Source organism: Cuniculiplasma divulgatum (genome assembly GCF_900083515.1).
In the GTDB taxonomy this organism is placed as follows: domain Archaea; phylum Thermoplasmatota; class Thermoplasmata; order Thermoplasmatales; family Thermoplasmataceae; genus Cuniculiplasma; species Cuniculiplasma divulgatum.
On sequence record NZ_LT671858.1, the window covers coordinates 1,411,851 to 1,425,350 of the forward strand.

The 13,500-nt window shown below is 36.5% G+C and carries 15 protein-coding genes; 7 read left to right on the plus strand and 8 right to left on the minus strand.

The annotated features are described in order from the left end of the window. Positions 1 to 16: 16 nt before the first annotated feature. Genes CSP5_RS06885 through CSP5_RS06895 form a run of 3 tightly spaced genes read right to left on the minus strand, consistent with a single transcriptional unit; the run spans position 17 to position 3,132 of the window. Positions 17 to 694, minus strand: a complete 678-nt coding sequence (locus CSP5_RS06885) for an enoyl-CoA hydratase/isomerase family protein (RefSeq protein ID WP_021788837.1) — start codon at positions 692 to 694, stop codon at positions 17 to 19. After that, positions 687 to 2,366: a cytochrome b gene (locus tag CSP5_RS06890; RefSeq protein ID WP_021788836.1), complete on the minus strand. Its 1,680-nt coding sequence runs from the start codon at positions 2,364 to 2,366 to the stop codon at positions 687 to 689. Before CSP5_RS06890 ends, CSP5_RS06885 begins: the two co-directional genes overlap by 8 nt. Before the next feature lie 10 nt (positions 2,367 to 2,376). Next, entirely contained in the window at positions 2,377 to 3,132 is a 756-nt protein-coding gene (locus CSP5_RS06895; RefSeq protein ID WP_021788835.1) for a Rieske 2Fe-2S domain-containing protein, read from the minus strand. 152 nt (positions 3,133 to 3,284) lie between these two features. Here CSP5_RS06895 and CSP5_RS06900 point away from each other — a divergent pair, with 152 nt between their 5' ends. Both CSP5_RS06900 and CSP5_RS06905 read left to right on the plus strand, forming a co-directional pair. Then, on the plus strand, positions 3,285 to 3,608 hold the full coding sequence (locus CSP5_RS06900) for a nucleoside triphosphate pyrophosphohydrolase family protein (RefSeq protein ID WP_021788834.1): 324 nt from the start codon (positions 3,285 to 3,287) through the stop codon (positions 3,606 to 3,608). A gap of 63 nt (positions 3,609 to 3,671) precedes the next feature. Beyond that, positions 3,672 to 5,255, plus strand: coding sequence for a hypothetical protein (locus tag CSP5_RS06905; protein ID WP_148689982.1), 1,584 nt, complete (start codon positions 3,672 to 3,674; stop codon positions 5,253 to 5,255). Positions 5,256 to 5,327: 72 nt separating this feature from the next. On the opposite strand, the gene CSP5_RS06910 is transcribed toward CSP5_RS06905, so the two are convergent. Further along, a complete protein-coding gene (locus CSP5_RS06910) occupies positions 5,328 to 5,678 on the minus strand; it encodes a YidH family protein (protein WP_021788832.1) in 351 nt (116 codons plus the stop codon). 230 nt (positions 5,679 to 5,908) lie between these two features. Here CSP5_RS06910 and CSP5_RS06915 point away from each other — a divergent pair, with 230 nt between their 5' ends. The 4 genes from CSP5_RS06915 (at position 5,909) to CSP5_RS06930 (ending at position 9,188) form a co-directional block, all read left to right on the plus strand. Beyond that, a complete protein-coding gene (locus CSP5_RS06915; protein ID WP_241810746.1) occupies positions 5,909 to 7,051 on the plus strand; it encodes an aminotransferase class V-fold PLP-dependent enzyme in 1,143 nt (380 codons plus the stop codon). Between the two features lie 66 nt (positions 7,052 to 7,117). After that, entirely contained in the window at positions 7,118 to 7,897 is a 780-nt protein-coding gene (locus tag CSP5_RS06920) for an MBL fold metallo-hydrolase (RefSeq protein ID WP_021788830.1), read from the plus strand. Further along, entirely contained in the window at positions 7,894 to 8,505 is a 612-nt protein-coding gene (locus tag CSP5_RS06925) for a rhodanese-like domain-containing protein (protein WP_021788829.1), read from the plus strand. The genes CSP5_RS06920 and CSP5_RS06925 overlap by 4 nt, the downstream gene beginning before the upstream one ends. A 65-nt stretch (positions 8,506 to 8,570) precedes the next feature. After that, positions 8,571 to 9,188: a hypothetical protein gene (locus tag CSP5_RS06930; RefSeq protein ID WP_021788828.1), complete on the plus strand. Its 618-nt coding sequence runs from the start codon at positions 8,571 to 8,573 to the stop codon at positions 9,186 to 9,188. A 27-nt stretch (positions 9,189 to 9,215) separates the two neighbouring features. Here CSP5_RS06930 and CSP5_RS06935 read toward each other — a convergent pair whose 3' ends face one another. Both CSP5_RS06935 and CSP5_RS06940 read right to left on the minus strand, forming a co-directional pair. Beyond that, positions 9,216 to 9,521 (minus strand): TA0938 family protein, encoded by a 306-nt coding sequence (locus tag CSP5_RS06935; RefSeq protein WP_021788827.1) that lies wholly within the window; start codon positions 9,519 to 9,521, stop codon positions 9,216 to 9,218. Then, on the minus strand, positions 9,496 to 10,395 hold the full coding sequence (locus CSP5_RS06940) for a thiaminase II/PqqC family protein (RefSeq protein ID WP_148689983.1): 900 nt from the start codon (positions 10,393 to 10,395) through the stop codon (positions 9,496 to 9,498). Before CSP5_RS06940 ends, CSP5_RS06935 begins: the two co-directional genes overlap by 26 nt. 217 nt (positions 10,396 to 10,612) lie before the next feature. Here CSP5_RS06940 and CSP5_RS06945 point away from each other — a divergent pair, with 217 nt between their 5' ends. Beyond that, on the plus strand, positions 10,613 to 11,611 hold the full coding sequence (locus tag CSP5_RS06945) for an aldo/keto reductase (protein ID WP_077076512.1): 999 nt from the start codon (positions 10,613 to 10,615) through the stop codon (positions 11,609 to 11,611). A 125-nt stretch (positions 11,612 to 11,736) separates the two neighbouring features. Here CSP5_RS06945 and CSP5_RS06950 read toward each other — a convergent pair whose 3' ends face one another. Together CSP5_RS06950 and CSP5_RS06955 are read right to left on the minus strand one after the other, a co-directional pair. Beyond that, positions 11,737 to 12,483, minus strand: a complete 747-nt coding sequence (locus CSP5_RS06950; protein WP_021788824.1) for a DedA family protein — start codon at positions 12,481 to 12,483, stop codon at positions 11,737 to 11,739. A gap of 124 nt (positions 12,484 to 12,607) precedes the next feature. Further along, entirely contained in the window at positions 12,608 to 13,339 is a 732-nt protein-coding gene (locus CSP5_RS06955) for an MIP/aquaporin family protein (protein ID WP_021788823.1), read from the minus strand. Between the last annotated feature and the right edge of the window lie 161 nt (positions 13,340 to 13,500).

Below are 13,500 nucleotides of genomic sequence, written 5' to 3' on the forward strand. Positions count from 1 at the left end.
AGAATATCTAAATTTACTAAGCATTTTCATTTTGACTGTTGTTTTTCATAAAATAGTTAGTAAGATATATGGATCTCTCTTTTGAAAGTATCCCATTTACATCACCCAATCTCTCTCTCCTTGCAATAGACATGTATTCCTTAATATTTGAAAGAATGAAGTCGTTCGCCTTATCAAGAAATATCTCTTCAGGAAAAATTACATCACAATTTTTTCCTTCCCTTGAGGCACCATTAACAAATACAGGATACTTCATAACAGTATGGCTTAGACCCATTACAGGTATGTAACTCTCAGATATTTCAAACTTTGCACCATCGCGGGCAATACAAACATCAGATAATAAAGTAAGTTCAACGCCCAGATCTATACAGGTACCATTTACAAGTGTGAATACAGGTTTATTTATCATTGCGATAAATGAAGCTACTGTGCTTACCATATCCAGATACTTTACTGATTGATTTGATTCAAATTTTCTTAATCCCGTTAGGAAATTATCATTGGAGCCTGTTATTGCAACAGCCTTTACCTTATCGTCTGTAATTGCGAGAGATATCGCCTTTAGAAATTCTTCAAAAAATAACAGGGAAACTCTCCCCTGGTCGTCTGATAGGATAGTGATCACACCTATCCCATCTTCCTGCCAGAAGCTTATTTCCTTGAATCCGGCTACTCTGGGTGCGTTACTCATTATAGTATGCCAACCTGTAAAGCCTTATGCCTATTCCTACTATGAACAGCAGTCCACCTAGTCCCATACCGAATCCAGCTTCCTGAACAAGGTTCGTTGGATCGACCTGAATCATCAGCCACAGTATCTCAGCTGCAATAATAAATAGAATTGCAACAAGTACGTTTACTGTTTTCTGACTTATCTGAATACCTTTTACTGGCTTTGGCTGTTCCATTGAAAGGTGAGCGAAGTTTGATGATTTCATAGTTCCAAATGCTGCAAATGCAGTAGCGGCTCCATATGCACCAACATTTAAAGTGTTTGAAAGAGTAACTCCGTGCATCATGTTGCCCAGTTCAAGTGAAAGCTCAAATATGCCCAGAGACAATAGAATTACGAATATGATGAAGGAACCAGTTAGCTTGGCTAAGGATGGTTTGAAGGCTCCCTTCTTATATAGGTGACCAAACGCGAGGAAAAATCCCATTACTATAATGAACGGTGGCAGTAAGACTAACGCCACTATATCATTGCTTATTGGGATGCCTGGAGCCAGTACTCCCCAGAGAGAGAGGATGATCAGATATATGATTGCAAGAACCCCAAATGCTGTAAATACAGGCCTTGATAGTGGATGCAAATTATTAGAACGGTCTAAAAATGGTACTATAAGGAAATAAATTAATGGAATTCCACCAAAGACTGCTGAAGCCATCAGAGGTGAGTACGCACCGAATAGATTGAAGAACTTAAAATCTATTGCTTTATATACGAACAATAGGAACCATGGTGGATATGGCGGAACATAAGGTGCTAGAGGCGAAGTAGAGGCTACCTGGGGGAAAGGATCGAACAGAGCAGGAACTCCCATGTGTATTGCCCTTAAAGCATCAATTGCTGATGGTAGAAATAGTAGAATTCCAAATGTAAATGCCCCCAGTTGCATCATGAACATAAGATTATAAGGGTACCATTTTTTATACTCTGGTTTATCCTTATCCACCGCGGGAGCCTTATAATTTGCGAGTCTCTGAGATGGCATCATTCCGTTTGCCTCAGCCAAATAGAAATGGAAACCAAATAGAGCACCAATTAGTGCTGCAAGGATTATATGCAATCCAAGCATTCTAATAAACAGAGAAGTGTTAGTTCCATTTCCAAATACTATTTCTTCAGATATTTTTCCCAAAACTGGTACTGAGAGTGCTATTCCCCTACCAACGTCAGTTGCATCAGCTGATAATACATCTCCTGTCATTGAATAACCAAAATATCCCACTCCAATTGTTAAAGCAAGTAATATAACTCCTGTTACCCACTGAAGTTCTCTCGGTCTCTTGTATGCACCGTTAAAGTAATTCCTGAACATGTGTAGATATACAAGAACTACCATAGCATATGCGCCGTAAAGATGCGTTGTTAAGAAAAGTTCACCATAAGGAACATCTCTCAAAACATATTCCGTACATGCATAAGCGTTAGCAGGATTATAATACAACAGCAAAATAAGCCCAGTTACTACCTGATAAATGAATGCCATAGATATTAGAGCACCAGTCCAGTACCAAAACCCGCCTTTTTTTCGCATGTAATCAGGTACTGTTGCAAGCGGAAGTTCTTCAATTTTTAATGGGTCTTCTCCCAGTACATTCTTTATACTAAAATTCTTTCTTATATCATTCATACTCATTGATTCACCTTTAGCTAGATGCGAGTTTGTTTACAGTTGTCTTACTTAAATTGCTTATTGCATGTCCTCCTGTGAGATCCGACGGATGCCCGAAAACTACTGGTCCAGTTAATTTTTTAGCGTATAGAGTGTCAGTGAGATCGTCGTACTTCAAAGTCACAAAGGGTAGTGGCCTTTGAGTTGGATGTGTTATTATTCCAGCTCCACGGAATGGATCGTATGTACTTCCGTGACAGTTACAATGAATAACACCATAAGTTGGTTTTGTTACATTATAGGTCTTTAATGAACTAATAACATTTGCTGGTAAAGTCCCTTCCTGTCCAGGTGGATAATAATGTATAATTGGCGGTATACATCCCAAATGCTGACAAATTGCACTGTATGAAACAATAGAATTGTCTGGTCCTACACCTCCTGTGAATGTATAAACTTCGCCTGTAGCATCTATGGTAACAGATGTAGGTGGAACCTCTCTATCAAAACGGATCACAAAATTAGGCTCATCCGATAGTGGATAATAATAAATCCAAACGCTAGGTGATTCTACCTCAAATTGACTTGCTTTAAGTGGGACTGGTGCACTGTTCGGTGTACTCGGATCGTTCCAGTATAGCAACGTTTCTGGAAAATTAGTCAAACCTACGGCAGGTGTAATCAGGTTTTGAACCACTCCTTTGCCAAGTCCTCCTACTGCAGCAACGGCAGAAAGACCAACCATGGCTTTAAGAAATCCCCTTCGTGATGGATCAACTTCTCCTGTCATGAGTGGTTATTGAATTAATGGTTAAAATGGTTTTCCCTCGTGTTATAAGTAGTATTTATATTGAAATGGGGTTTACAAAACTCTTGAATTTAAAACAAATAGACCAAATAATATTTTAAAAAAAGTATTATAGCTTATCACAATTTGACGCAATGGATTTTGATGAGTACGCGAAAATGCAGAAAAGGACATCACCCAACGGAACAAATATAGTGATGGTCGCTCTGGGTCTCACAGGCGAATCTGGAGAATTTGCTGACCTGGTTAAAAAACACATGTTTCAGGGACATGAACTTGATAAGGATAAAATGATCGAGGAGCTAGGAGATGTTTTATGGTATATTTTTGAGGGTGCAAGGGTATTAGGTATAGACGCCTCTGAGATAGCAGAGAGAAATGTAATAAAACTAAGTAAACGTTATCCAGATGGATTTGACCCAGAAAGAAGTAAAAATAGAAACGATGATGGCAATTAAATAATTGCTTAATTTACTACTTAATTACACTTTTATATAAGTTGATAATTCCAATTATTAAAAATGAAGATTACTGCTGATATTCTAAAATCAATTAGGTCAAAATTAACAGTTAAGTCTATTATTATTTTATCAGTTATTAGCATTCTAATATTTCCAGCCATTCTTATAGAGAACGCATCAATTCCAACAAGCGACAGCCACCTTTACTTTCTCAGCAATGGATATGATATTCATACAGTGAGTGTTAATCATAACTCAAAAAATGCTAGCAATATTGGTGCAATGTATCAGAGTACTTACTCTCTAATAAACAATAAGCTTGAACCCGTTTCTAATACAAGTGTAAGATTAAATGTTTCTGTAGTAGACTCAAATTTATTGGATCATTTTTTCCTTCAACTTAATATATATTTTAATGTAATTACCAAAAAGAACGGAAGTTTTACATTAAATAATACTGATTTATTATTCCTACTACCAGTTGATTATAATAGAACTCAGAATTCTATTAGAAGCTATCACATAGAAAATTACACAGTACTGGAGGGTGAAAACAGATTAGTTACCAACCAAAAGGATGATAAATTTGGATTTAATAGTTTTGATGTAGTTGTTAATAATAGAACAGGAGAGCGTGGAGTTATAAATATGGCTTTTTTGCCCTTTTATAATTTGGGCTATTATGGCATCGCTCCCATCTTCCTCATGAGTGGAAACTCAAGTGGAAGCTATAATCTTTCATATCATCTCTATAATCCTCAAGATCAAAATTCTGTTGGTCCACTCGTTTATTTGGGTAACTATTCATTTAATAAGATTTACACAATAAATTCAAATGAGGGCAGAATTCTTTCCATGAATGAAGCGTTTAACGTAACTTTTTTTGTAAATGGAATTGCTCTTGGTACCGTTTACCATAATACCGTTTTGCCAATTTCTATTACCTCTGGTATTTCTATTTTAGGATTACTAGGAAATACTGGCGCAGAAATTATGTTACTTGTCACTGTTTTTATGGTATTAACATTGTTTGTGCCCATGTTTAATCTTCCTGTTTACATGTATTATCTATCATTGCCAAGAAAGAGATGGTATACAATAACAAATGAATTTATCTCTTCTATCTTGACCATGTCCATCTTTGAGGGTTTTGCTTTTACTGCCACATACCTGATTTCAGAATTAATGTTACACTATTCACTATCTATTCTTGCATTTATTTATATTTACCTTTTCAGTGTGGCTGCATTTACTGTTTTTTCCTCTCTATATCTTCTGATTGGCGTTTTTTTCATTGGTAAAACAATGCCCCGCATTTCATTAACAATATTTTTGATTTTAGGATATCCTTTAATAGATTCCTTATCACAATCCATACTCGAAATTCAGGCAATTTTCTCAGATAATGTCCTATTCAAACCTCTGCTTGATAACATAAGGACATATAACCTAATAAGTGGCATATTACCCGTTCTAAATGTAGAGGAACTCAACAGTTATTTTCTGAGAAGTCCGGTTAGCGGAGTTATAATGCTAAACCATCTTTCAATATTCGATCTTTCCCCTTTAATATTCCTCTCTTCTATTATAGGTATTTCTTTGACTCTGTTCTACCTTTCAATAAAAAGATATTACAAATATTGAAATGAAACGGAATTTCTTTACGGGAAGTAATGGCTAACTGTCCTTTTATAGAGCGATTGAGAATAAGTGTGATTATAGAGTTAGAACCATATATCCAATCAAAAGCACCGCGATTAAGAGAATAAGAATTCCAGAAGTGATTATTGCAGTTGATGATGGCTCAAAATCTCCTGATTCTATACTTTTTTTGTTCTTTATGAAACTCCTTAGAGCCATTACCTGCATAAAACCGCCAGATATGACAAGAATTATACCAATAGATGCAGAAAATGGGGCTGAAACATTCGATGAATTTGGAACCAGCTCCTTAATAATTATACCAAACTTCGCTACCACGAAGCCCAGTGCCATAACTGCTATTCCAGTTCTTACCCATGCTAAATATGTTCTTTCATTCGCCATATGATCTGTTACTGTGGACATGTTATATTTCTGATTGTTCTTCGTAAATTAATATGCTTTTAACCTATTTAAAATAGGTATTTTTCAAAACCAGATGTTTGCTAATTTGTGCTACCTTATAGAGTGTTGTAGAGAGTATTACACTAAAAGCTTTGATTCTCCAGGTTTCATTTATAGAATTGAACTTTTAACTTGATGGTATACCATTCCTCAACAATACGGTTATAATAATGGTTATTTTATCTAGCCATGTGAAAAATGAAGTGTTAGAGTGGAGAAGGTCGTTCGTAAATATAAATGACTCTATAAATCTGGCTGCATGCAGTCAGGGTGCCCTTCTTAAATCAGTAAAAAAAGCATTCAGTAAATATCAAGCAGATCAGATTGAATTTGGGAATCCGTGGGACATATGGCAACAGAAAGTTGAAGAATTAAGATCTTTAATCGGAAAACTAATTAATGCATCAAAAAATGAAATTGCAATTTTACCATCTGTGTCGGCCTCATTTTCTTCTCTTCTTAGTTCCATAGATTTTTGTAAAAATGACCAGATAATTACTACTGACCTTGAGTATCCAACTACCAACTTTATCTCTCTAGCCCAAAAGTATAGAGGTGTTGAAACTGTAACGGTTAGAAACAAAAACGGGATTGTTTCTTCCAGTGATTATGAAAGTAACATCACTGATAAAACTCGCCTGGGCACTGTTATTCACGTTTCATCTCGCAATGGGACAAAATTCGATCTAAAAGAATTTACTGATATACTTCATCAACATGGATCATATGCCTATGTTGATGCCTATCAATCTCTAGGAGTTCTGCCTGTTAACGTTAAGAATTTGAATATTGACTTTCTTTCTTCGGGAACATTAAAATGGCTTCTAGGGGCTTCAGGAACAGCATTTCTATATGCAAGAGAAGAGGTTGCAGAAAAACTTCACCCTACTGATATAGGATGGTTTTCACAACAAGATCCTTTTCAATTTGGAACTGAAAAACTTCAATATGCAGATGGAGCTCTCAGATTTCAATCCGGAACCTGGTCTGTTCCTTCAATATACGCATCAATTGAGGGGATTAAAAAAATACTTGAAATAGGTCAAAATAAAATCACCAGAAGAATTGAGACTCTTACATCAATAGTATTTGATGAATTAACAAAGAATGGATTCACTGTTAATACACCAGAATCTCCTGAGAATAGAGGTGGGATTATTGCCTTTGAGGTTTCAAATCCTATGAAAATTGAGAAACTTTTGAGAGATAAATATAAAATATTCACTTCTGCAAGAGGTATAAATTTACGAATCTCACCACATTTCTATAACACTGAGGAAGAAGTGCTTAAGACCATGGATGCTCTGGTTGAAATTAGAAATAAATCTCTATGAAATTACGCTTAATATTATAATTATTGTTTAATAATCTTTATAAATAGTGTATAATAGGGATGATTAATGAATCTTATTCCCATCCGCGATTATGTTAACGGTTGTTCATCTTATATAATAGGTGATGAAATCTCGGGTAAAGCTATGGTTATAGATCCTTTACGGTCTATTGGCCATAAGAATTATGTAATATCAGCTGCAAAAGAAAGGTTATATATTGAAGTGGTTGTTGATACTCATGTTCATGCAGATCATTATTCTGCAGCAAGAGAACTGGCAGAGGAAATAGGAATTCATGTATCTATGAGTGAAAATGCACCCAATGATTTCCAATTTAACAAACTATGGGATGGACAGGTTATCTCACTTGGAAACCTGGAGATTGTGGTAATGCATGCTCTGGGGCATACACCTGATAATCTTGCCCTGAAGATTATTGATCGGTCTCGATCCAGCGAAGTTGTATCTGTTTTTACTGGAGATTCACTGTTTGTTGGGGATGTGGGCAGACCTGATCTTGTATATGAAAGCGAGGAGATGATAAAAAATGCCATAAATGATCAGTATAATACCATATTTAAGAAATTACTAGTTCTACCTGACTATGTGGAAATATTCCCAGCTCACTCAGGTTCCTCTTCATGTGGCGGTCTATTCTTAAGCCCAAAGTTCAATTCAACAATTGGATATGAAAGGAGATTTAACCAGTTTTTAAGAGTTAAGTCATTTGAAGAATTTTCTGATATGGTTATAAAAACACTGAAACCTCCTCCAGTCAATGCAAAGAGTATTAGAGAATGGAATCTGGGAAGAAGCATAGAACTCTATAGAGGTAATTCACAATGATTGATGCTGAAACAATAAAAAATGAGCTCATGAATCCTGGGACTGTACTTGTTGATGTAGACCCTATGCCATATCTTGAAATAGGCTATCCAGAAGGGGCTATAAGTCATCCCATATCACTGGAACCATGGGAGGAAAATCTAGCGCGATTAATGGGAAAAAATCATAATGCAATTGCGGTATACTCTTCATTTAAAGCAATAGGAGAGTACGCAAGCCGACTTGCCTCAGAATATGGGATTCCAGTTAAATTTACGTTTTGCGATGGACTGGAGAAGTGGTCATCACTGGGACTCCCAACCTCTAGAATTAAATCTATAGATGTAGGTACCCTTAAGAAAGAAATAGCTCAATTTACAGTTATAGATGTAAGAGAGAAGGAGGAACTGAAATCAGGTTTTATAGATGGTTCCATTAACATTCCACTAAGTGAAGTTGATACAGCTTTATTCAAGCTTAATCTAAATAATAAATACGCAGTTATCTGTGCTCACGGAAACAGGAGCAGGGAGGCTTCAAAAATACTATCAGAATATGGTTTTGATACCTGCACTGTAAGTGGAGGCATGTCCCAGTGGATTCTTAAGCGGTTTTCAACGAAGTATTAACACATATGAGTGTACTAAACAGGCATACCAAAAGTCAAATATAGTTTTACTACCTAAAGATAAACATGACAGAGATAGTTGGAGGAATAATACTAGAAAAAAAATTACCGGAAACATTACCAAAAGTAACTGTTAGCTGGATCTGGTTTGACCAGATAAACGGGACAGTTGAATGGACTTTTAAAAATAATACAAATTCTAACCAATCATTTTTACTGTTCAGAAATTCCTACTATTTTGGAAATGCATTCTGGCCAGTTTATATTAATAACGATGGCTTTAATGAAAAATTTGCAACCATTGCAATCCCACTTTCAGATTCAGGTGCGAGTAACAACTCTGCTCCCCTATGTGTTGCAGAGTTTCAGGATAAAAAAAGAATAGTGTGTTTTCTTTTCACCCTTGCCCCGAATCAACAGTGGTCAATGATAGAGGGTGGATTCTCAGAAGCATTTTCTCCCTCAGGTTACTCAGCTATAATTGCAAATGTCTCAGGGGCTAAGGATTACTGTATTAAATATGACGAAAAACAGGTTAAGGACTGGGACTCACAGACAGGAACCAACTATACTGGATATTCTCCAAATCCAAGCACATTTAACACTGTAACTGCGAAAGTTCAATCAAATTATGTATCACTATTTAATGATATAATAACTCCGGGTGAATGTCCGACTAAATAATCAGAATAAAAGGATTTTTATAGAGCTTTAATTTCGATCCTCAAAAGTCATCATTCTGCCGTCACCATAGGTCCTGAAATAATATTTGTAAACGCTTTTATCTGATCTTGCCTCGCATTCTCTACCTTTACTGTAGTTCCCAACCAGTTGAATATAATCAATATGACTCCAACCGGTTCTTTTCTTTACCTCATTAACCATGTTTTCAAATATATCTGCGCATATATTGCAACAGAAGAACATATTCTCTCCCTCGATTTCCCTGTAGTATTCTCCCCATGTAGCATCACATAATGCGCATCCTTTTTCATTGTTTGTTTTTATACATCTCACCTCTTTCTATTCTGGCCTCCATATATTCTCCAAAAACTCTTGCTGAATTCAGGTAGGCCGACTGTATATCCTCGAGATTTTCTTTCTCCGCATATTTTTCTATAATGTCCAGTGCAACGTAGGAATGAGAAACATCTGCCTCATATCCTTCCCTTAGAAAATTTTTAACTTCCTGCTTTACTCCCATATCTTTTAAAATCTCTGGATTGAAATATGGGTATTTTGCTCCGTATCTGTTAAGATCCCTGTTTGCAACCAGTTCAAGTGAGTGCATTGCTGCCATGATTTCGATCCATGTTTTTTTCTCTGCTATTTTTTCCCATGTTCTAATGGCTCTCATTGTGGTTTCTAGTGGTGTGGAATTTAAAATTTCCTCTCTTCTAAGACCCAAAGAAATTCCCATCCTTATCAGGAGTTCATGGTGTGAGGGTTCCCTGTTCCCGAAACCCTGCATTTCTGTCATAATGTTTTCCATTTCATAGTCATGTATATCATCAAAATCACTTTTAGCGATTACATATGCACAGGATTTGATCCACTGTTTTAGAAAGTGATGATGCTCAACAGCATAACCCTTCAGTAGATTCTCATCATATTTCTGCATGCCCAGGATAAATGGATGTGGATTTTCCCCTCTAAAATTTAAAACAAAGTTATCTATAATCCATCTTTTTATCCCCTTACTCTCCAGGGAATAGAATCTTGAAATCTTCTTTTCAAGTTCATCACCACCTAACCTATCTTTTGAAATGTTTCTATTTAACCATGACACGTGCTCATAATTGCTTTCTGATGCCTCTGAGATCATGTGTTCAGAAAGTCCCTTATAGTCCCCCTTATCAAATGAATTGTAGCATACTGGACAGTTTACCATGAATATCACAGTCTATTTTATTATTAATTAGTTTTGCTCGTATTAAATACTTATTATAAATTAGTTTCATCGATTGTAATATTACATATTCTCAATTAAAAAGATTACTTTAGCTTATACATCCATGGTTCATCGCTACGCTATGGGTAGAACAGAGGATGTTTAAATTCATAGAATATCCTTATATAGACTGCTAAAATAGATAAATGGTGCTGTTATGAAAATACGGAATCTTGGAAAAACTGGATTGAGGGTAACTGAACTCTGTCTTGGAACGATGACCTTTGGAAATCAGAGCGACAGGAAAACTTCTTTTCAGATTCTCGATAAGGCCTATGAAGCTGGGATTAATTTTATTGATACAGCGGACGCTTATCCTCTGGGAAAGGACTTTAAAGACGCAGGTAAGACCGAATCAATTATTGGTGAGTGGATAAAGGGAAAAAGAGATGAACTTGTAATAGCCTCTAAATGCTTCATGCCAACAGGTCCAGGACCTAATGACATGGGAATGAGCAGAAAGCATATAATCAGTGCGATTGACAAAACTCTTGAGCGACTGGGCACAGATTATCTTGACCTGTATCAGATTCATAATTTTGATCCCATGACTCCCATCGAAGAGATGATGGGAGCCTTTGATGATCTTGTTCATCAGGGAAAAATTAGATATGTGGGTGTCTCAAACTGGAGATCCTGGCAGGTTGCAAAGGCAAACGGTATTGCCGAAAAAAGGAATTTCGCAAAGGTGGTTAGTATTCAGCCGAGATATAATCTGTTATTCAGAATGATTGAAGACGATATAGTTCCAATGGCTCTTGATGAGGGGGCAGGGATAATAAGTTTCAACCCACTGGCTGGCGGAATGCTCACAGGACGTTACAGGAAAGGATCTAAGCCAGAGAGTGGCACAAGGTTTGCCCTTGGAAACAATGCTGGTGATTTATATCAGGAACGGTACTGGCAAAACGCTACATTTGATGCTGTGGAAGAGTACCTTAAATGGTGCAGAGAACAGGATCTGGATCCGGTTAGCACCGCTGTGCACTGGGTAACCCAACAACCCGGTATTACCTCAGCAATTATAGGGGCTAGCAAGGCTGAACAGCTGGATGGTAGCCTGAAATCTACTCAGGCGGAAGACCTAACTCAGGAGCAGTTAAAATGGCTGGATCATCTGTGGTACATGCTCCCCAGAAGGAAGGAAATCAGGTAAAAAGATATTGCATAGCGCATTTTCCTCTTTTACCCATTGGCAGAAAATATAAAAATGGAGTTTATACTCTCTGTAACTACATATTTCAGAACTCACATTTTTTAATTTAAATTATACTCATCACTTTATTTGAGGATAGCACTCTGCTTTTCTCTTCTCAAAGTGCCTCTCTGCATGTAGATTATTACAAAGGATAGAACAGAAAAAATGTCAAGATAAACAAAGTAAATATTGTCTAATGGGGAGAATAGGGAAGTAAGAATCCTGAAACTACCATATCCTATGTAAATAAGAAATATGAATCTGATTAGATATCCACTGGTTATGGAAATTGTGAAGTTGGAAAATTTCATTTTTAATATTCCTGCTCCAAGGGCAAAAAGAACCTTTCCATAAGGGATAAATGTTGAAATAAAAATTGAAAATGTTCCATGTGTCGCTATCCAGTCATCTGCCTTGTTGATGTCTTTTTCCCTAATCTTGATCTTTGATAGCGCTTTCAGTAGAAGTTCCCTTCCTGCAAATCTCCCACTGAGATATTCAATCAGGGAGACAAAGAGCATTGCCAGAACAGAAACAAAAAGCGTAGCATAAACATTGAAAAGGCCAACAAATGCAAGATATCCATAGAATGGTACAAGAATATCATCTGGTAGTGGACCAAAGGCTATTATAATAAACATACCGAGATAACCAAGTTTATAGATAGGCTCAAATGCACCGAAACTCACATTCTTTAAGTTTATATCAATGCTGATATAATGGAAATATCCATTTGCAATATCCAGAGAGCTAAGAATTATGAAAACAATTAGCAAAGTTTCAGCATAGAGGTAATACCTGTTCAGATTTGATCTCAGAAACCTGTACAAATTGAGGAATGTTTCACTGACCGTATTTACCCACGCAACGGATTATATCATGTTTATATTTAAAGAAAATAGATGATATATGTGTCTCAAATGTAATTTAGTTATCCCAATTCCCTCCTCCTTTTCAGCTGGAAATAGGCTGATCCGGACTGTAGTGAATTTTACCCCTTTCTTTATACATGAACTTGTATGAAAGAGCCCCCAGTATTCCTCCCAGAACTGGTGCTATCCAGTATATCCACTGATAATACTGGCCCTTTAACAATATCCCTGAAAGTACTGCAGGTCCAAATGATCTTGCGGGGTTGATAGAACCTCCACTGATGGTTGCCAGCATGAATATCATGATTGAAACATATATTCCAATTACAATTGCTATAATTGCCGTATTATTAGTTCTGGATGTTACTCCCATTATGGTCCACAGGAAAAAGAATGTCATTATGAATTCCCCTGCAAAGGCGACCCATGGTCCTCTGATACCCGGTATTGTTGCTCCAAACTGAACGCTGTTTGCAACGTTATAGCCGAATAATAATCCGACTGTTGCAGATGCCATTACAGCCCCTATCAACTGAGCAATTATATACTGAAATACATATTTTCCTGGAAAGCGTCCAGCAAAGAACATGGCTATGGTGACTGCAGGATTTACATGGCCTCCTGAAATATTTGCAACTGCCATAATACCTACTGAAATCCCTAATCCAAATGTGATTGCAAGATAGAACAGCGTAGATGGATTTAGTGTTTGATTGAAAGCCGCAATGAAAGCCACGACACTACCTGGCCCAAAAAGCACGAAGATGTATGTACCAACCAGTTCAGCTAACGATTTCCTTATGATGTCTGCCATGTTTAGGAACTCATATATAAGTAATATAATAATACATTTAATTTAATTTTTGATTAATATACTTAGAGTGAAAGGACTCTATTCTGAGAGTAGTTTTATGGAAATCACAGTCTTTTTTCCAAGACGTTTATTAGTATAAGATAAAGTTAAAGCTGAATGCA